Origin of the sequence: Peterkaempfera bronchialis (assembly GCF_003258605.2) — a bacterium.
GTDB classification, from domain to species: Bacteria; Actinomycetota; Actinomycetes; order Streptomycetales; family Streptomycetaceae; genus Peterkaempfera; species Peterkaempfera bronchialis.
Genome location: NZ_CP031264.1, coordinates 7071456 through 7090212, shown reverse-complemented (window position 1 = coordinate 7090212; position 18757 = coordinate 7071456). Strand labels below are relative to the sequence as shown.

Annotated in this window: 17 protein-coding genes and 4 pseudogenes; 11 read left to right on the top strand and 10 right to left on the bottom strand. The window is 72.3% G+C overall.

The annotated features are described in order from the left end of the window. Both C7M71_RS30405 and gap read left to right on the top strand, forming a co-directional pair. A pseudogene (locus tag C7M71_RS30405) lies at positions 1-614 on the top strand (GlxA family transcriptional regulator); the annotation flags it as partial. Between the two features lie 113 nt (positions 615-727). After that, the gene (gene gap / locus C7M71_RS30400; protein WP_111488954.1) at positions 728-1726 is read left to right on the top strand and encodes a type I glyceraldehyde-3-phosphate dehydrogenase; all 999 of its coding nucleotides are present in this window, start codon (positions 728-730) and stop codon (positions 1724-1726) included. 268 nt (positions 1727-1994) lie between these two features. Here gap and C7M71_RS30395 read toward each other — a convergent pair. Continuing rightward, positions 1995-2315 (bottom strand): annotated as a pseudogene (locus tag C7M71_RS30395) (IS481 family transposase); the annotation flags it as partial. 25 nt (positions 2316-2340) lie between these two features. Between C7M71_RS30395 and C7M71_RS30390 the strand changes: the two are divergent. Beyond that, a pseudogene (locus tag C7M71_RS30390) lies at positions 2341-2699 on the top strand (integrase core domain-containing protein); the annotation flags it as partial. On the opposite strand, the gene C7M71_RS30915 reads toward C7M71_RS30390, so the two are convergent. From C7M71_RS30915 to C7M71_RS32825, 3 genes are all read right to left on the bottom strand, one after another. After that, entirely contained in the window at positions 2696-2869 is a 174-nt protein-coding gene (locus tag C7M71_RS30915) for a hypothetical protein (RefSeq protein WP_162824085.1), read from the bottom strand. The pseudogene C7M71_RS30390 and the gene C7M71_RS30915 overlap by 4 nt on opposite strands. A 358-nt stretch (positions 2870-3227) precedes the next feature. Next, positions 3228-3458 (bottom strand): FCD domain-containing protein, encoded by a 231-nt coding sequence (locus tag C7M71_RS32830; RefSeq protein ID WP_162824502.1) that lies wholly within the window; start codon positions 3456-3458, stop codon positions 3228-3230. After that, the gene (locus tag C7M71_RS32825; protein WP_114914642.1) at positions 3428-3898 is read right to left on the bottom strand and encodes a GntR family transcriptional regulator; all 471 of its coding nucleotides are present in this window, start codon (positions 3896-3898) and stop codon (positions 3428-3430) included. The genes C7M71_RS32830 and C7M71_RS32825 overlap by 31 nt, the downstream gene beginning before the upstream one ends. 265 nt (positions 3899-4163) lie before the next feature. On the opposite strand from C7M71_RS32825, the gene C7M71_RS30375 reads away from it, so the two are divergent. Genes C7M71_RS30375 through C7M71_RS30365 form a run of 4 tightly spaced genes read left to right on the top strand, consistent with a single transcriptional unit; the run spans position 4164 to position 7026 of the window. Further along, the gene (locus tag C7M71_RS30375; protein ID WP_229759018.1) at positions 4164-4790 is read left to right on the top strand and encodes an enoyl-CoA hydratase/isomerase family protein; all 627 of its coding nucleotides are present in this window, start codon (positions 4164-4166) and stop codon (positions 4788-4790) included. Then, positions 4787-4945, top strand: coding sequence for a hypothetical protein (locus C7M71_RS32405; RefSeq protein ID WP_229759017.1), 159 nt, complete (start codon positions 4787-4789; stop codon positions 4943-4945). The genes C7M71_RS30375 and C7M71_RS32405 overlap by 4 nt, the downstream gene beginning before the upstream one ends. A 12-nt stretch (positions 4946-4957) precedes the next feature. After that, entirely contained in the window at positions 4958-6064 is a 1107-nt protein-coding gene (locus tag C7M71_RS30370; protein WP_111488948.1) for an acyl-CoA dehydrogenase family protein, read from the top strand. Beyond that, positions 6061-7026 carry an acyl-CoA dehydrogenase family protein gene (locus C7M71_RS30365; protein ID WP_111488946.1) on the top strand — a complete coding sequence of 322 codons (966 nt, stop codon included), beginning with the start codon at positions 6061-6063 and terminating at the stop codon, positions 7024-7026. Before C7M71_RS30370 ends, C7M71_RS30365 begins: the two co-directional genes overlap by 4 nt. A 203-nt stretch (positions 7027-7229) precedes the next feature. Here C7M71_RS30365 and C7M71_RS30355 read toward each other — a convergent pair whose 3' ends face one another. The 5 genes and pseudogenes from C7M71_RS30355 to C7M71_RS30335 form a co-directional block, all read right to left on the bottom strand. Beyond that, the gene (locus C7M71_RS30355) at positions 7230-8177 is read right to left on the bottom strand and encodes a VOC family protein (RefSeq protein WP_111488944.1); all 948 of its coding nucleotides are present in this window, start codon (positions 8175-8177) and stop codon (positions 7230-7232) included. After that, entirely contained in the window at positions 8174-9043 is an 870-nt protein-coding gene (locus tag C7M71_RS30350; protein ID WP_111488942.1) for an enoyl-CoA hydratase-related protein, read from the bottom strand. The genes C7M71_RS30355 and C7M71_RS30350 overlap by 4 nt, the downstream gene beginning before the upstream one ends. 121 nt (positions 9044-9164) lie before the next feature. Further along, positions 9165-9881 (bottom strand): annotated as a pseudogene (locus tag C7M71_RS33330) (acetyl-CoA hydrolase/transferase C-terminal domain-containing protein); the annotation flags it as partial. Between the two features lie 361 nt (positions 9882-10242). Further along, a complete protein-coding gene (locus C7M71_RS30340) occupies positions 10243-11403 on the bottom strand; it encodes a thiolase C-terminal domain-containing protein (protein WP_111488938.1) in 1161 nt (386 codons plus the stop codon). Next, positions 11400-12218: a Zn-ribbon domain-containing OB-fold protein gene (locus C7M71_RS30335; RefSeq protein WP_111488936.1), complete on the bottom strand. Its 819-nt coding sequence runs from the start codon at positions 12216-12218 to the stop codon at positions 11400-11402. Before C7M71_RS30335 ends, C7M71_RS30340 begins: the two co-directional genes overlap by 4 nt. A gap of 715 nt (positions 12219-12933) precedes the next feature. Here C7M71_RS30335 and C7M71_RS30330 point away from each other — a divergent pair. Beyond that, entirely contained in the window at positions 12934-13356 is a 423-nt protein-coding gene (locus C7M71_RS30330; protein ID WP_111488934.1) for a VOC family protein, read from the top strand. Positions 13357-13763: 407 nt separating this feature from the next. Here the strand turns inward: C7M71_RS30330 and C7M71_RS30325 are convergent, their stop codons facing one another. Further along, a complete protein-coding gene (locus C7M71_RS30325; protein ID WP_111488932.1) occupies positions 13764-14672 on the bottom strand; it encodes a LysR family transcriptional regulator in 909 nt (302 codons plus the stop codon). Positions 14673-14787: 115 nt separating this feature from the next. On the opposite strand from C7M71_RS30325, the gene C7M71_RS30320 reads away from it, so the two are divergent. The 3 genes from C7M71_RS30320 (at position 14788) to C7M71_RS30310 (ending at position 18651) form a co-directional block, all read left to right on the top strand. Further along, positions 14788-15486, top strand: a complete 699-nt coding sequence (locus C7M71_RS30320) for a type 1 glutamine amidotransferase domain-containing protein (RefSeq protein ID WP_111488930.1) — start codon at positions 14788-14790, stop codon at positions 15484-15486. Between the two features lie 337 nt (positions 15487-15823). After that, positions 15824-16873: a hypothetical protein gene (locus C7M71_RS30910; protein ID WP_162824500.1), complete on the top strand. Its 1050-nt coding sequence runs from the start codon at positions 15824-15826 to the stop codon at positions 16871-16873. Beyond that, positions 16867-18651 carry an outer membrane protein assembly factor BamB family protein gene (locus C7M71_RS30310; RefSeq protein ID WP_162824498.1) on the top strand — a complete coding sequence of 595 codons (1785 nt, stop codon included), beginning with the start codon at positions 16867-16869 and terminating at the stop codon, positions 18649-18651. Before C7M71_RS30910 ends, C7M71_RS30310 begins: the two co-directional genes overlap by 7 nt. The last annotated feature ends 106 nt before the right edge of the window (positions 18652-18757 follow it).

Below are 18757 nucleotides of genomic sequence, written 5' to 3'. Positions count from 1 at the left end.
CGCTCGCCGCCACGGGCCTGCTCGACGGCAGGCGCGCCACGACGCACTGGCACTACACGCGGGCACTCGTGGCCAGGCATCGCTCGTCCAGGTCGACGAGAACGTGCTGTTCGTCGACGAGGGAAGCGTGCTCACTCGGCCGGAGCCGCCTCCGGCATCGACCTTGCCTGCATCCTGCGCGGGCGACCTGGAGTGGCCGCGTCCAACCACGCGGCCGGCGTCTGGTTGCGGCCCTACCGCAGCGGCGGCCAGGCCCAGTACGTGCCGCGCAGCGTCCCGAGCCGCTCGGCGAGCGGTTCGCCGCCACCCGCGAGTGGGCGCTGCACCGGTTCGGCGAGCCCCTCACCCTCGACGTACTGGCGCGGCAGGCGGGGGTCTCACCGCGCACGTTCTCCCGGCGCTTCGTCGAAGAGACCGGCTGCACGCCGATGCAGTGGGTGATGCGCGCCCGCATCGACCTGGCCCGCGAACTGCTTGAGCGCTCACAGCGCAGCGTCGAGCAGATCGCCGCCGCCGTCGGGCTCGGCACCGGCGCGAACCTGCGCCTGCACTTCCAGCGCATCCTCGGCACCACACCGAGCGAGTACCGGCGCACCTTCACCCGGGGCGAGTGACCCGGCCGGGCCGCCACCGCGTGGCGGGATCCTTTTGAACCGTGGCGATCCCGCCACTGTCAGCGGCACCTGCCGCGAGCGAGCCTGGTGTGGAAGGGAAAGGGATGCCACTCATGACTCGCATCGCCATCAACGGATTCGGCCGCATCGGACGCAATGTGCTGCGCGCACTGCTGGAGCGCGACAGCGCCCTCGAGATCGTCGCCGTCAACGACCTGACGGAGCCCGCCGCTCTCGCCCGACTGCTCGCCTACGACAGCACGGCCGGCCGGCTCGGGCGCCCGGTGACCGTCGACGGTGACGTCCTTGTCGTTGACGGCCGCCGGATCACGGTGCTGGCCGAGCGCGAACCGGCGCAGTTGCCGTGGGCCGAACTCGGCGTCGACATCGTCCTGGAAGCCACCGGCCGATTCACCTCGGCCAAGGCCGCCCGGGCCCACCTCGACGCGGGCACGAAGAAGGTACTCGTCAGCGCGCCGTCGGACGGCGCCGACGTCACGCTCGCGTTCGGGGTCAACACCGGCGCCTACGACCCGGCCGTGCACACGATCGTCTCGAACGCCTCCTGCACCACCAACGCGCTCGCGCCGCTGGCCGCGGTCCTCGACGAACTCGCCGGTATCGAACACGGGTTCATGACGACGGTGCACGCCTACACGCAGGAGCAGAACCTCCAGGACGGTCCGCACCGCGACGCCCGTCGCGCCCGAGCCGCCGGCGTCAACATCGTGCCGACCACGACCGGCGCCGCCAAGGCGATCGGCCTGGTGCTGCCGAACCTCGCCGGCAAGCTCTCGGGCGACTCCATCCGCGTACCGGTGCCGGTGGGCTCGATCGTCGAACTCAACACGACCGTCGCCCGCGACGTGACGCGCGACGACGTGCTGGCGGCGTACCGCGCCGCAGCGGAGGGGCCACTCGCCGGCATCCTCGAGTACTCGGACGACCCCCTCGTGTCGTCCGACATCACGGGCAATCCCGCCTCGTCGATCTTCGACTCGGCCCTGACCCGCGTCGACGGCCGCCACATCAAGGTGGTCGCGTGGTACGACAACGAGTGGGGCTTCTCGAACCGCGTGATCGACACGCTCGAGCTCCTCGCCACCCGCTGACCGGACGCCGGGACGGTGCCCCGCCCGGGAGCAGGCGAACGGCGCGGGCTCCGGACACCCCCGCATCGATGGCGCCCGGGCGCGGCGGTACCCCGGCCTCGGCGCCGCCTCTCATGGCAGGCCGCTTGGCTGCGGGACGATCGGTGTCTCGGATTCGGCGACATGCGGCGCGGGAGGCGAGGACGTGGCCGAACAACGTCCGCTCCGGCACGTGCACCGGCTACGGCCACCTCGGCATCGACGGGACCCACGCATGAGTGGATCACCACGCGCAGGTGTCGGCCTTCTCGTCGGCGTGGACCTCGCTGTGGGCCAGGCGGCTGTGGTCGTCGACGGCGGAGTGGATGCAGTCGTAGCCGACGTCGGCCCTGGTGGCACGGCCGGCGTGGCGGCCGAGCACCTTGTGGCCGCCTCCGTCGGGGATGCGGCCGGGCTTCTTGACGTCGATGTGGACCAGCTCGCCGGGTCGGGCGGGCTCGTAGCGGCGGATGACCTGGCCGGTGGGTCGGTCGAGGTGGGCCAGGCGGTGGAGGCCGTGTCGGGCCAGGACGCGATGCACGGTGGAGGGGGCCAGGTCGAGGATCGGGCCGCCTCGGTAGTGTGGACAACGCGGCTTCCTCCGCCGGGCCGCCGCCTTCTTCGCCACCCGCGGCATCGACCGCATCGAGCCGGTGCTGACCGACAACGCCTGGCCCTACCGCAAGAGCTTCGCCTGGAAGCAGGCCCTTGCCTCCTCGGCGCCACCGGCAAGCTCACCCGTGCCTACCGGCCCCAGACCAACGGCAAGGTCGAACGCTTCAACCGCACACCGCTCGACGAGTGGGCCCACCTGCGGCCCCACACCAGCAACACCGAACGCACCCCCGCCCTGGACAACTTCCCGCACACCTACAACCATCACCGGTGCCACACAGCACTCGGAGGAAAACCCCCGATCACCCGCGTCAACAACCCTGCGGATCAAGACACCTAGCGCGCCCGCGCCCTGCGGCGGGCCACCGTGGTGGAGGCGAGCATCCGGCGCCGGTACGGAGGCGTCCGGTCGCAGGAGTACGGCAGGATCACGAACCGCCCGGGGGTGGGGCAGGGCGTCGCCGCGACCGCCGGGTTCAGCATCAACCAGGCGCTGTGGGCTGGCGGCACCCCGCTGATCGGGGAGGACGGGCCCGGGGTTGCGCAGAGGGCGCGTGCCGGGCGCCTTCGGGGTGGTGAAGGCGTAGCGGCCGAGGATCTCCTATCTGGATGCCTTCGAGTGACGCCTGAACCGGCGCCGTGGCGATCGAGGTGCAGGGTTCGTTGGGCCATCTGAGTGCAGGCTCGGGGAGGTCGGTGTGCGGGTGGTCAAGGAACGCGGTGGCGGAATCGTGCGGCGGGTGCGGTTGGTCGACGGCGACGGGGAACAGGTCACGGCGGCCTGCCGGTTCCTGGATCACTGGTCGGCCGAGCCGGGCTGCCGTGCGGGCCTCCGGCGCGCGGAACAAGCCGACTGCATCGCCCTCCGTCACGCGGTCCGGGAGCCTCCGGACCCCACCGCGAGCAGGCCGGCGATCGAGGTGCGGGTCCCGTCGCGATGGATGCCCATGAGTGCCACGACGGCCTCCGGATCGTCACGGCGCAGTGCCGCGATCATCTCGGCGTGCTCTTCGAACATCCGGGGCCGCCCCCTTGGGTCCATCAGGGATGCCGAGCGGTAGACGTCGCTCAGTGCCCATATCCGGCGGATCTCGTCCACGACGAGATCCAGCCCGAGGCCCGGAACAGGGTGAAGTGGAAGTCGATGTTGAGGGTGCGCATCATGGCCACGTCTCCGGCGGTCCAGGCCTCCACGATCTCCTCGTTGAGCCGTTCCAGTCGGGCCAGGACCTCCTCGGGCATCGGCACGGGCAGGGCCCGCAGCACCTCCGCTTCCAGAACACGGCGCATGAGATAGGTCTGCTCGAACTCGGCGACGGTGAGCCGCTTCACCGCGTAACCCACGTGCCGGGTGTGCTCCAGGAGCCCTTCGCTCTCCAGGATCCGCAGCGCCTCGCGCACCGGTGCCCTGCTCACCCCGAGCCGCTCGGCCAGCGCCTCCTGACGCAGCGACTGGCCGGGAAGGATCTCCATCGAGGCGATCATCTCGTGCAGCGCCGCGACCGCCTTGGCGACGGCGTTCTCGGTGCCTGCGCCCACCACTCCTCCAGGAATCCTGCCGGGAGACGGAGTCCGGCGGTGATCCGCCGTTGACCTTGGTCATTGTCGCATGCATGATTGGATCCAATCTTGTATGCGATGGTACCTGGGGCCCCGACGAGGTGGTGAGGATCGAGCCGTCGGGTGGCGACCCCGGTCCGCTGCGTCGGGGACGCGGTCCTCCTGAACGCGGACCCCGGCACGCGGAGCGTCGTTCAGGGCCTGGACGCCGACGTGAAGAAACCGGAGAACCGAAGGAGCCCTTGTGGCAGACATCGAGTACACCGTCCGCGACCGGGTCGCGACCATTCTGCTGAACCGGCCTCACCGGAAGAACGCCTTCACGCTCGACATGGTCGATGCGTGGGCGGACCTGCTGCTGCGGGCCGGGGACGACCCCGAGGTGCGGGTGATCGTGGTGACCGGGGCCGGCGGGGCGTTCTGTTCCGGGATCGACCTCGGCGACCTCACGGGCCAGGAGCGAGGCCCGCTGGCGCAGAAGGAGATGCTGACGGGGCGGGTGCACCGGGTGGCGCGTGCCCTGGAGCAGATCGACAAACCGGTGATCGCCGCTGTCCCCGGTGCCGCGGTCGGGGCCGGTATGGACATGGCGCTGATGTGCGATCTGCGCTTCGCCGGCCGCGGCGCCCGGTTCGGCGAGAGTTACGTCAACGTGGGTCTGGTCCCGGGAGACGGGGGCTGCTGGCTGCTGCCGCGCATCGTGGGCACGTCCAAGGCCCTGCATCTGCTGTGGACCGGCGAGTTCATCGATGCCGAGCAGGCGCTGGGGATCGGTCTGGTGGAGGAGGTCGTCGATGACGACAAGCTCCCCGAATTCGTCCACGCGTACGCCGTGCGGCTCGCCGGGCAGCCCCGGCCGCCGTCCGCATGATCAAGCGGCTCGTCCGGCAAGGGGCCCGGACCGACCTGATGACCTCCCTGGACACGGTCTCCTCGCACTTCGGCGTCATCGGTTCCACCGAGGACAGCAAGGAAGCCTTCGCGGCCTTCAAGGAGCGCCGTCCCGGTCAGTACAACGGAAAGTGAGGTGACCTCGCGATGACTCTCTCCGCGTACGAGGAGAGCCTGCCCGAACTGCGGGCCGAGGTGCGGTCCCTGGTGGCCGGATGGGACTTCGTGCCACGCAGCGACGCCTGGCTGCGCTCGTTCGACCCGGCGTTCAGCCGCGAGCTCGCCTCGCGCGGCCTGGTGGCGATGACGTACCCGGTCGCCTACGGGGGCGCCGGCCGCACCAACGTCGAACGGCTCGTGGTGACCGAGGAACTGCTGCGGGCGGGTGCCCCGGTGGCCGCGCACTGGATCGGGGACCGGCAGATCGGACCGTCGATCCTGCGCCACGGCACGCCGGAACTCCGGGCCGAGATCCTGCCGTTGATCGCCTCGGCGCAGGCGGTGTTCTGCCTGGGAATGAGTGAGCCGTCGGCCGGTTCCGACCTGGCGGCGGTGCGCACGGCGGCGGTGCCCTGCGAAGGCGGCTGGCGGCTGAACGGCCACAAGATCTGGACCAGTCACGCGCACCGGGCCACCCATGCCTATGTGCTGGCGCGTACGTCCACCGGCGAGCGCAAGCACGAGGGGCTCACCGAGTTCGTCCTCGACATGGACGCCGAGGGCGTACGGGTCACCCCGATCACCGACCTGGCCGGCGAGCACCATTTCAACGAGGTCCACTTCGAGGATGTCTTCGTGCCGGCGCACCGGGTGATCGGGGAGGTGGGCAACGGCTGGCGGCAGGTGGTGGAGCAGCTCTCGTTCGAACGGGGCGGCGCCGAGCGGATGCTGTCCAGCTACCCGGCGCTGGCCGAGCTGGCGCGGGTGGCCGCCGAGCGGCCGGACGCGGGGCTGCACGAGCGGCTCGGCGCGCTGACGGCACGGCTGGCGGTGCTGCGGCGGATGTGCTTCGACGTGGCGCGTGCCATGGACGGGGGCCGGGCCCCGGTCCAGGAGTCGGCTGCCCTCAAGTACCTGGGCAACGCTTTCGAGACGGAGGTGATCGAGGCACTGCGGGACACCGGGGCGGGGGTCGATGCCGCTCCGGACGGCGTGTACGGGCAGGCGCTGATGGCCTCGCCGGCCTTCGGTCTGCGCGGCGGGGCGGCGGACGTCCTGCTCGGGATGATCGCGAGACAGGAGGCACGGGCATGACGGAGCAGTCCGCACCACTGCGGGACCTGGTCGGCAGCGTGGCCGACGGGATGAAGGACGCGCCGGCGGAGGCGCTGTGGGATCAGCTGGTGGAGCTGGGCCTGCATCGGATCGGTGTGTCCGAGGAGGCCGGCGGGTCCGGCGGCGAGCTGGCGGACCTGCTGGTCGTCGTCAGGGCGCTGGCCGAACGGGGCGCGGCGACGCCGCTGGTGGAGGCGGCCACGGCGGACTGGGTGCTCGCCGGGTGCGGGAAGCTCGACGGGACGCTGACCACGCTGCTGCTGCGGGACGACACCGGGGCGGGGCGGGAGCTGGTGCTCCCCCGGGTTCCCTGGGGCCGCAGCGCCGGGGCCGTGCTGGTGTGCACGCCGGGCGGGCTGTTCCGCGCGGACCTCGCCGGGGCTGGAGTCGAGCCGGGCGAGGACCTGGCGGGTGAGCCTCGGGACACGGTCACGCTCGTCGCGGCCCCCGAACCGCTGACCACCGGGTCCGCGTTCTCCCCCGAGGCGGTGCGTGAGCGGATCGCGCTGCTGCGGTCCGTGGCGGTGACCGGTGCGGCCCATGGCGCGTACCGGCTGACCCGCCAGTACGTGGCCGAGCGGGAACAGTTCGGCGCTCCGCTGCTGAAGCTGCCCGCCGTGATGCGGCAGCTGGCGCTGGCGCGGATCGCGCTGGCGGAGGCGGACACCGCGCTGTCGCTGGCCGGCACGACGCCGGAGGGCATCGCGGTCGCGGCGCTCACCACGTCGCGGACAGCCACCGAAGTGGCCCGGATCGCCCATCAGCTGCACGGCGCCGTGGGCATCACGGCGGAGTATCCCCTGCATCCGCTGACCCGCCGGCTGTGGGCCTGGCGGGACGCGGTGGCACCGGCATCGGGGTGGGCGCGGGAGCTGGGGGCGCGGGCCGCCGAGGCCGGCGAGGAGGGGATCTGGACGGCCCTGGCCGCTCCCGGACTCTAGGAACCTCTGGGACCTCTGGGGCCTCTGGGATCTCCGGGACCTCTGGAAACGGGGCGCAAGGGAGCGGGGCCCAAAAGAGCGGGACCCAAAAGAGCGGGACCCAAAAGAGCGGGACCCAAAAGAGCGGGACCCAAAAGAGCGGGACCCAAAAGAGCGGGGCCGGACGGCGATCACGCCGTCCGGCCCCGCTCCCCTGTTGTCGGTCAGCCCCGTGCGGCGAGCGCCGAGCGGGGACGGGCGACGAGTTCGACGACGACGCCGTCCGGGTCGCGCAGGAACATCACCGTGAGGCCGCCCAGCGGTGTGCCCGGGAGGGGGATCCACACCGGGTCGCCGCAGCCGAAGGCCGGGTCCCGGGAGAGTTCCGCGTGGGCCGCGTTCACGTCCTCACAGGCCAGGGCGATACGGAACAGGCCTTGTGTGTTCGCCCGGTCGGGGACGGGACCGACGGCCTCGGGGGTGTGCCACTGGGTGAGTTCGAGGGTGAAGGTGGGGTCCTCGGACAAGGCGACGGCGGCGGTGGTCACCGCGACCGGGCCTGCTGCGCCGAGCGTCCCGGCGGGCAGATCGCGCCGGGTGGGGCCGTCGGCGACGGTGAACCCGAGGACTCGGTACCAGGCGAGGGCGCGTTCCAGGTCGGCGGTATTGATCCGCAGGTGGGAGAGGGCCGGGGATTCGCCGTCGGCGTCCGGGACGAGTTCCACCGGGACGCCGACGGGGTCCTGCACCCGCAGTGCGCCCTGGTTCGCCCGGCCGGCCACCGGCAGGGGCGCCTCGCCGAGGACGGCTCCCCCGGCGCGCCGGCGCAGCTCCTCGGGAGCCCAGGGGACGCGGTAGCCGACGGCGGCAATACCCAGGTGCCAGGGCGCAGCGGGAAGGGCTCGCGCCACGGGGCCGGGCTCGTTCCACTGCACGATCTCCAGGGCTCCGGCGACGCGGGGCCCGCGGGCGTCGTAGAGGAACAGCGTCTCGCTGTCCGTGATCCCGTCGATGCCCATGGGCGTGGCGTCGCCCTTGGGCTCGTGGGAGCGCATCCGCAGGTTGAGGCCCAGCAGGTCGCGGTAGAACGCGTGCTCCGGCTCGGCGGCGGCGGCGTTGAGGTTGATGTGCAGGATGCCGTGCGCGTGCGGTAGGGGGGCGGGGGCGCTCATCGGGCGTCACCTTCCGTCGTGGGCTGGGGCTTGGCGAGGAGCACCTCGGGGTCGAGGCCGGCGGGCAGGGGTGCGAAGCGCGGCGGACGGCGCTCGGTGAAAGAGGCGACTCCCTCCCCGAAGTCGGGGTGGGCGGTGAGGGCCGCCATCGCGTTCAGCGACCGGTCGTAGGCGGTGGCGAAGTCCGCCTCCAGGTCGGCCAGCACCTGGCGGCGGATCACCGCCATGGCCTGCGGCGAGCTGTTGACGGCGAGGTCCCGTGCGTAGGCCTGCGCGGCGGCGAGCACCTCGTCCGCCGGAAGCACCCGGCTGACGAGGCCGAGTCCCTTGGCCTCGGCCGCATCGACGGTGCGCCCGGACAGCAGCAGGTCCAGGGCGTTCTCCACGCCGGTCAGCCGGGGCAGCAGCCAGGAGATGCCGCGTTCGGCGGGCAGCCCCCGGCGGGAGAACGAGGTGGCGAAGCGGGCCCCGGAAGCGGCGAACCGCACATCGCACAGCAGGGCCTGGATCAGGCCGACGCCGGCGCAGGCCCCGTTGATCGCGGCGATCATCGGCTTCGGGATGCCGCGGGCGTGGTGATGGGGCCGCCGTCCGGCCAGGTTCATGGGGCGTGCGGTCAGCCCGGCCAGGCGCTGCATATCGACGCCGGGGCAGAACGCCTTGCCTGCCCCGGTGACCACGATCGCCCGGACGGCGGGATCGTCGGCGGCCTCGTCGAGGGCCCGGAAGTAGGCGTTCTCGAGGTCGGGGTTCCAGCCGTTGCGCCGGTGGGGGCGGTTCCAGGTGAGGGTGAGGACGCCGGCGTCGTCGAGGTCGCGCAGGACGAGCTCGGTCGGCTCCTCGGTGTCGGGCGGGTTGCTGGTCACCGTTCGGTTCCGTCCTTTCCCGGCCCGGGGCGGGTGCCGTCTCGCCGGCCCAGGCCTTGCTCAGTGCCGCGCGCCGCTCGGCGCGGTCCAGGCCGCGCAGATCGACGGTGGCGTGTTCGGTGACCACGACGTCCACGTCGTGGGAGGGGGTGCTGACCGCGGTGCTCAGCGACTCGACCAGGGTGGGGCGGCCGCGGTGCCGGCTGGGCAGGGCGATGACGCTGAGCCCGCCCGTGGCGCGGGCCGCGGCGGCCATGTAGTCGGGCTGACCGCCGACGCCCGCGACCGGCTCGCGGCCCACCGCCTCGACGTTGACCTGGCCGTCCAGGTCGATCTGGAGGGCGGTGTTGACCGCGGTCAGCGGCGGCCCCGAGGAGAGCCGGCCCGGATGGTGGGTGTTTTCCAGGGGATGGACCAGGGGCCGGCCGTCGGCCCAGTCGTAGAGCTCCTCGCCGCCGGCCAGGTAGGGCGCGACGGGCAGCCCCCGGAGCAGTCCGCGGCGGTCCAGGGTCAGCACGTCGGGGGTGACTATTCCGGTGTCCACATGGACCGGGCGGCGCAGGGCGGCGACGAACGCCGCGCCCACGCCGCCAGGCGCGAACTGGATGCGGCCGCCGTCTGGGACGAGCGCGGCGACGCGTTCGCCGACGACGCTCTGGACGTCGCTCGGGCCGCCGCCCCAGTCGATGGTTGCCGGGCCGTCCGCCCCCGTGTCCAGCTCCACGACGCGGGCGGGGTCCAGCAGCGGCCCGGCATGGGCGGTGCGGGGGCGGTGCTGCGGTACGCCGGCGACCACGGCGCCCGCCTCGACGGCGGCGTGCAGCCAGGACGCCTCCATGGTGAACCGCCATCCGCCGGGGACCCGCACCACCGGTGCGACCAGCACGTCGGGCCGGATCACGTCGCGCAGCAGCGCGGGGACCGTGCCCAGCCGTGCGGGCAGATAGCGGACGGCGCCGTCGGCGACGGGGCGGCGCAGCGCGTATCCGGCCATGATGGTGCGCACCTCGGCGAAGGCCGTGAGGTCGAGGCCCTCCGGCGGGGCGGGGCACCAGCCGAGGAACAGCCGTACCCCGCCCGCTTCGGCGGCGGCCCGGGAGAGCTCGTCGGCGGCGGCGCCGCGCGGCAGGCCGGCGCCGTCCGCGAACGCCACGGTGCAACCGGGTCGCACGAGCTTGTCCAGTCGGGTCATCCGCGGGTCATCCCCGGTCCGTGGAGAGGATGCTGACGGCGGACACCGCGGTGGGGCCGCCGATGTTGTGGGCGAGGCCGATGCGGGCTCCGTCCACCTGGTTCGCGGCCGTGCCGCGCAGCTGCTCGAACAGTTCGACGCACTGCGCGACACCGGTGGCCCCCGGCGGGTGGCCCTTCCCCTTGAGCCCGCCACTGGGGTTGACGGGGAGCCGGCCGCCGACGCTGGTGACGCCGTCCTCGACCAGCTTGTGCGCGCCGAACCGGTCGGCGAAGCCCAGGTCCTCGTACGAGATGAGCTCCACGCCGGTGAAGCAGTCGTGCACCTCGGCCACGTCGATGTCGGCGGGCGTGATCCCGGCCATGGCCATCGCCTGGCGGGCGGCACGCACGGTGGCGGGGAACGTGGTCATGTCGGGCTTGTGCTGGTGCATCACCCGGTCGAGGCCGAGACCGACGCCCCGCACCCACACGGGGTTGTCGGTGTAGCGGTCGGCGACCTCCTCCCCCACCACCAGCAGGGCTGCGGCGCCGTCGCTCTGCGGAGTGCAGTCGAAGAGACCGAACGGCTCGACGACCATCGGGGCGTTCAGCACCTGTTCGACGGTGATCTCGAAACGGAGCTGGGCCTTGGGGTTGCTGACGGCGTGCTTGTGGTTCTTCACCGCGACCATCGCCATGTGCTCGCGGGTGGCCGGCGATTCGTGGAGGTAACGCCTCACGTGCAGGGCGAAGTTCGCCGGGGCGACAAGGCCGAGGGGGTAGTCCCACGCGGTGTCGCGGGTCATGCCGGCCCACTCCCAGAAGGTGGAGCGGGTGGAGGACTCCCGGACCTTGTCGCCGCCGACCACCAGGGCCACGTCCACCGCGCCGGAGGCCACCGCGAAGGTGGCGTTGCGCAGGGCGTCGTTGCCGGTGGCGCAGGCGTTCTCGACGCGGGTGACGGGGACGTCCTCCAGTCCGCAGCTGTCGGCGAGGATGCCGGCCGGGAACCCGTCGGTGGTGGACAGCTCACCGAACCAGGCCGCCTGGATGTCGGCGCGGTCGAAGCCCTTGTCGACGGAGCGCTCGCACTCCGCCACGGCCATGGGCAGCAGGTCCTTGATACCGAGATCGAAATGTTCGGCGAAGCGGGTCATGCCCGCTCCCACAACGGCGACCCTTCTCATCGGGCGGCCTCCTTGACGGTGTCGGGGCCCGGGGCTGCGCCGCCCTCGGTGTCGGGCCAGAACGCGTATCCGTAGTCGGGGACTCCGGAGCGGACCGCGACCCGGCGCAGGGTCATCCGGCCGGTCCGGCCGATACCGATGTCGCCGGGGGCGGCCGCGGTGGTGCGGACCAGGACGCGTACGTCGGTGTCCGCGAGCTGGACCAGGGCCAGGTCGTACGGGGAGGCCATACCGGGGACGGGGACGTGCACGGTGACGCAGGTGTAGACCTCCGCACGGCGCGGCAGGGGGGACGTCCCCCAGCCGGCCTCGGCGCCGCAACCGCGGCAGCGGTGGCGGGGCGGGTAGGCGAGGGTCCCGCAGCCCCCGCATCTGGCGGCCTCCCAGCGGACCTTGGGTTCGAACGCGCGGTCGTAGGCGGCGAGCGAGATCGGAATGGGAAGCCCGGGGGTGGTGCGCGTGGCGGGGACGGGCCGCGCCTCGGGTTCGACACGGCGCACCGTGGCGCGCCCGGTGGTGTCCTCACCGACAGCGGCCATGGTCATCGTGGCCTGTTCGGCGGCGAGCAGGGTACCAGGGGTGCCGGACCCGGCCATCTCAGCGAGCGCGAAGAGCACAGCGGAGGCACCGAAGGTCGGCAGCCGAGGCGACCGTCCCGCGCTCAGCGCGCGAGCGTCCCTGTCAGCGAGACCAGCGACCACATCCGGAGTGACCTCCGGTCCGGTCTGTTCGAGGGAGGCCCGCAGGCCGCGTTCGCGCAGCAGGCGCGGGTCGTCGTAGTCGTGGACCACGCCGTCCGGTGTGCGGGTGCGCACGGGGAGGCTGCGCGCGAGGCGGCGGTGCGGTGGCGGGCCGCGGTCACGTGCGTTTCTGCCGCGGGTAGGCGCGGACGCGCTGAGAGCTGGCGTTGTAGCCCAATGGGACGATCTTCTCCCACGGCTTCCGGGTGTTGATGCACCCCTCGTTCCAACAGTCTTCCGGGGAGGGCTTGTTGGCGTCCAGGAGGGAGGGCCGGTTCTGCCACTGGCCGTTGAACATGTCCTCTGGGGTAGTGGTCTCGGCGAGGCGTTTGACCGTGTGGTGGGTCCTACCGAGCTGAGGCTGGATCGAGCGTCAGCTGTGGTCGGCAGTCGGCGAACCGGTGACCGGTCGGCCACGGCTGGCTCGCTGCTGCCTCGACCAGTGGCGGATCGGCGAGGGATGCTTCCGGTTGCGGTGCCCGGGCTCGCCGACAGCTGCGGTGGCGGGCAACGGTTCGTTCGGCGGCCTCGCCGAGGTTGGCCGCAGATGCCACCGACCGGCGAGCTGCACGGCCTGGGGCACGCCGGCAGCGGTGCGAAGGACGGCGTGCGGTCCAGACCAGGCTCAGCCGCATCGCCGTGTAAAGACCCGTGCACTTCGGGCAGGCCCACATCCACGGAGGCGGCAGGGGGTGCACGTCCATAGCATCGGTCCCCCGCTGTGCTGCGGCTGGGAAGGTTGACCGGTTTCGGGTGGCGCCGAGGGCCGGATGACGGGCAGGATCACCGGGTGTCTCATCTCGGGCTGGTGGCCGTGGTCGTGCGTGACTACGACGAAGCCATCGCGTTCTATGTGGAGTCCCTCGGGTTCGAGCTCGTGGAGGACACGCGCATCAGCGAGGAGAAGCGGTGGGTGGTCGTTGCCCCGCCTGGGGCGCGTGAAAGCGCAGTGCTCCTGGCCCGGGCCGCAGGCCGTGAGCAGGAGGCCCGGATTGGGGACCAGACCGGAGGCCGTGTGGGCTGGTTCCTGAACACCGAAGCGTTCGACCGGGACTACCAGCGCATGCGGGCGGCCGGGGTCGTGTTCGAGGAGGCCCCGCGGCACGAGCCCTACGGCACGGTGGCGGTCTTCCGCGACCTGTACGGCAACCGCTGGGACTTGATCCAACTACGCCGTGCCGGTACTGCGCACGATCCGGGCGACCACACCTGACGCGACGGATGGAAGGGGCTTGGTCAGGCCGCTCCAGCAGCGAAGCGGCCCGGCAGGGCGACGCCCTGCTGCGGGCGGTGCGGCCGGGGGCGTCGCCGGGCGGGGACCCGCTGGCATGCCTCGGCGGCGGCCTTCTCCAGGGCGGCGAGCGGGCCCGCTGCTCTTCAGCGCACTGGAAGCCGCCGGGGTCTCCTCCGGTCTGCTCTCCCTGCCGCCAGCGGTCCTTGACCACGAGGGCGCCCGGTATGCCGGACCGGGACCGAGCCTCGGGCCGGACGGCCGTTGACCCCCTCAGGCGGGGGCGGCTCCCTCCTGCAGTTCTGCGCTGACGCGTTGTGTAGCGCGCCGCCGTCTCTCCGTTCGTTGCTGCGCCGGCGCCCGGTGGCGCCTGGGTCCGGCGCTGCTTCTCATCGGGCCGCGCCACCGCGTTGCGCGGCATTCCGCGCGTTCACTGCGACCGCGGTGCTGATGAAGATCTGTGCTTCCGGGCGCTTTGCCGTGTCGGAGGTGGTGGCCAGCGCGACCTGATAGGGCGAGGCTCCGGGGACGGGTCGGTAGGCGATGTCGGGGCGCTGGTAGTAGGCGGCGGCTGTCTCAGGCACCAGGGCGAGGCCGTGGCCCAGCGCGACAGCCTCCAGCTTCTCCTCCATGGTCCTGATCCCGCGTTTCCCGGACGGGCGCCCGATCTCGTGTTCGGGAGCGGCGTCGTAGCGCAGCATCGGCTGGTTGGCCAGGTCGGCCAGGCTGACGGAGTCGTACGCGGTGAGCGGGTGGGCGGCCGGGAGGGCGACCACTTCGGGATCGTCGAAGAGCGGGGTGATCAGCAGGTCGCCATGGGCTATGGGGGTCCGGATCCATGCGATGTCGACGCGGCCGTCGGCAACGGCGGCTTCCTGCTCGTCCCATTCGATGCGGATGGCGTTCACCGCGGCTCCCGGGCACGCCTTGGTGAACTGCTGCACGACGTCGGTGATGATGATGCCGGGGCGGAAGCCGATGGTGAGAGTGCGGGGGGTGCGGCCGGCGGCCTGGACGGTGCGGCGGGCCGCAGCGGCTCGGGAGAGGAGCATGTCCGCCTCGCGCACCAGGGCCGTGCCCGGCGGGGTCAGCGTGACCTTGTGATGGTCCCGCTCGAAGAGCGTCACGCCGAGATCCGCTTCCAGGGCCCGGACCGCCCTGCTGAGCGCCGGCTGCGCCACGAGGAGTTCCTCCGCCGCGCGGCTGAAATTCAGGTGGTGCGCCACGGCGAGGAAATAGCGGAGCTTGCGCAGGTCGAGTTCGGCACTCGGATCAAGATGACGGGCTCGCCGGACCATGCCGGAACGGTATCACCGTGAGCCCGGATTGGTCTTGGACCCGCAGGTCACGGTGCTTCCACACTGGATCACGGCGGACGGGAACGCCGTCCGCGGATACTGAGGGAGTACCACGATGACCACGGTGCTGATCGCGCTGACCGGCGCGGAGAAGTGGACCATGAAGGACGGCAGCACGCTTCCGGCGGGCTTCTGGGCCGAGGAGCTCATCGAGCCGTACCGGATCCTCACGGCGGCGGGAATCGGCATCGTGCTGGCCACCCCTGGCGGCGTGTCCGCGCCGTTGCAGGAGTACAGCCTGGACGAGTCGATGACCGGATCGGCCGGACGCACCGCCGAGCTGCGCACCGAGCTCGCCGGGCTTGCTGACCGGGTCGCGCACCCGCAGCCGTTCGCCGGGGTCGACCCGGACACGATCGACGCGGTGTTCGTACCGGGCGGCACGGGGCCGATGGAGGACCTGTACGACGATCCGGACCTGGGCCGGATTCTGGGCGCGCTGCAGGCGCGGACGGCGCCGGTCGCGACCGTCTGCCATGGGACGGTCGGGCTGCTCTCGGCCCGTTCGGAGGACGGGTGGATCTTCGCTGGGTACCGGATGACCGGGTACACCGACGAGGAGGAGTCCCAGGGCGGTCCCGGTGACGCCGCACCGTTCACCCTGGAGTCGAGGCTGCGGGCCGAAGGCGCGGACTTCGCCGCCGGCACGCCGTGGAGCGAGTTCACGGTCACCGACCGGAACCTGATCTCCGGTCAGAACCCTGGCTCCGCAGCTGCCGTGGCACGGCGGCTCGTGACCGCGCTCGGCCGGTAGCGAAGTCTTTCGTTGCGGCGGGGGAAGTCCTGGGCGTCTTCTTCGCGACCGCTGCGGTGCCCTCGCCGCTGCTGGAGTTCCTTCAGCAGCGGTGGGGGTTCCCCATGGCGAGGGGTCGGCCCACGCTGTGCGGCAGCCACCGCCGCCACCCCGTCGGCCGGACCGCGCCGTAGGTGCCGCTCCCCGGTCGGCGTGCAAGCTCCTCCAGCACCGTCGGCGAATGGCAAAATCCTGGGGCCCAGCCCCGAGATACATTCCGTTTATCAGCTACCAAACCCGGCGGCTATGGGAAGATTCGTCTCGCGAGGTCGGGCAGGCGAATTGCCGGGGGGCAACGATGGGCGACGCAACGACTTCTCCGGAAGCGGCCGATTCTTCGGGGGCGGCCGACGCGCGAACGGAGGGGGACCGCGAGCCGAGCACGGCAGGCGGGCGAAGAAGGAATCAGGCCGAGGACGCCGCCGAGGACACCGGGACGACCTCCCCTGCCACAGAGGAAACGCCCGTTCGGCCCGGCGCTGAGCCGGTCCCGCAGGCCGACGCGGCCGACGCCGACGCTCCTGCGGCCGATCCTGTCGGGAACGGAGCGCCGGAAGCGGCACCCGCCGGCCGGCAGTGGCGGGCGTGGCTGGCCGGGGTGGCAGCCGCCGTTGTCGCGGCCGTCCTGGGCGGAATATTCACCGGCTGGTGGGGAGCGACAGGGCCCGACGCGCTGCGCAGCCTGACGGGAGAGCCCCCGCTGCACGTGATCATGGTGCGGACGGAGGAGGGGCCCCTTGCGCTCGAGACTCCGGTGACCGCTCCCGGGGAGCGGGCCGCGCTGCTGCCCGGCGCATCCGAGGAGCAGTTCGGGCAGGTGGTGCGGGCACACAAAGGGGCCGGGGCGGGGCGCCTGGACGTCACCGTGGTGCTGGAGGGGGCTCGCGGCAGTGTGCGGATCGTCGACATCGTGCCGCGGGTGCGCGCTTCCGGATCCCCTCTGACCGGCGCCTACTTCGCACCCACCACGGCGGGCGAGGTGGGCACCGTCGCGCTCAGTGCCGACATGGACGCGCCGCGGCCCGGGTTCTCGGCGGGGGGCGGCAGCAAGGCGTACTTCCGGCAGAAGCAGATCGATCTCGCCCGTGGTGAGCAGACCACCGTGGTGATGTCGTTCACGGCACGTCAGGCGAGCTATGCGTTCGATCTGCAGGTGACGGTCTCGGCCGACGGAAAGGCGCAGACGCTCACTCTGGCGCCGCAGGACGGAGGCCTGTTCCGCGTCACCGGGCTGCCACGGAAACCGCAGCGCTACGCCCGGGTGTACGTGCGCTCGGCGGGTGCCTGGGTGGTCGCCACAGGCCCTCAGCGATGCAAGGCCCTGCGGCAACTGGACCCGTCGTGCTGAGGCTGCGTCAGATCGCGGTGGCGGCAGCAGTGGTGCTCCTGCTGGCCACGGACACACACCCTGAGCCGCACGACGCCATCCCCCAGGTGCCGGTACTCACCGCCGTCTGGTCCCGAGCAGCGGACGCACCCGATCCGAGTCTGGACGGGGGCGGCTTCCTGGTGTCCGACGCGGTCGTGGTGGTACCCGACAGGGACAGGGCGCGAGGCCTGGTCCTGCTGGACCCGGCAAGCGGCCGTGAACGTGCGCGCATTCCCCCCGACCCCGCCGCCAGGTCAGTACACGCATACCTGGGAGTGGCGGAAAGAACCCTGGTCGTCGCCCGGGGAGTCGGCTACGCCCCAGGTGCTGACGTCGTCACGGCGTACTCGGTCGACACGGGGCAGCAGTTGTGGCGCCGGCAGTGGCCGGCGGACCGGGAGCCGGACGTCCTGGGTACCCACCTGGCCGTCACCCGCCGCGGTGTCCTCGTGCTGCGCGGGACACCGACCCGACTGGAGTCCCTGGACCTGTCCAGTGGGCTGACGCGCTGGAGGGCCACGGCGCGCGAGGGCTGCCAGCTGGCGACCTCCGAGAGCCTGGACGCCCTGCTGGTGACGACCCTCTGCCGAGGAGCGGCGCGGATCAGGAGCATCGACCCGGTGAGCGGACTGCTGTGGAGCGACGACCTGGCACCCCCCGGGAAGGAGGAGCGGCCTCCGACCCCGATAGCCGTCGCCGACGGCACCGTCGCCGTCACCGAGGCCGACAGCTTCCGGCTCTACTCCGCCCAGGGCAGGATGATCGCCCGAATCCCGGAGTCCCTGTGGGCCATGGGCTTCACCGCCGACACCCTGCTGTACGAGTCCGCCACCGACCAGGGGGGCCACACCCGGCTGCACGCCCTGGACCGGTCCACCGGCAGGCCGCGTTGGACGGCCGGGGGCGTGGATGTGTGGTCGGTGGAGGGGTCCCATCTCGCCGCCGCCGACGGCGTGCTCTACAGCACCTGGATCGGTTGGCCACTGCCGGCCTTCGTCCTCACCGTCGACGCGCGCACCGGCACCCGGCGACTGCTGCCGCTGCCCACCACCGCCACGGACTCGCGCGTGATCGGAGCGGCAGCAGGGCTGGTGTACGTCCAGACCGCCCTTGAGGGCGACGAGAACGCCCGGCTCACCGCCTACCGCGTGCGGCAGCGCCCGGCCTCCGACCAGGCCGCCGGCGTCGTACCGCCGGCTGCCGCCTGGCCCAACGCCTGCACCGCCCTGACCGAGCAGGACCTGACATTCCTCGCCCCCGGATACGTCCCGATCCCCCGACGCCGGACCCTGTCCGACGCCGGGCTCACCGCCCCGTCGCAGTGCGACTTCCTGCCGCCCGCCGAACGCGGCATCTCACTGACGCTGTCCCTGGACTGGGTGGCACCCACCGCGGCGGCAGCCCATGACCTGCTCCGGGCCAAGGAGTGTGCACAGCACCAGGTCAGCATCGAGCCGGTGACCTGGCTCGACCCGCACAGCCTGGAGCTGTTCGAGTCCACCCCGGAGGGGTCGCTGCGCGTCGTCTACGTCCAACAGGGCCGCTACCTCGTGCGCCTCACCGCGACGTCCCACAGCGCCGTCCTGCGCCGCATCGCGCCTCTGGTCCGACAACGCCTCACCGCCTGGCCCGGTGTGACCCTCCCGTCGGCGACCGGACACCACGATGACCCTGGCGACCAGCCATCAGCCGACTGGGCAGCAGGGTCGCTGGGCTGCGCGAGCGCCCCTGTCGCCGCGATGACACGACCTCAGTAGCCGTCGGCAGAAGCAAGCCCAGCGGCAGCTCCGTCGCCCGGGCCGGGCGGCGCCGCGACGCTGTGTGGCAGTTGGCCGGTCGCCTCGGTAGCGCTGGCTGCGCGTT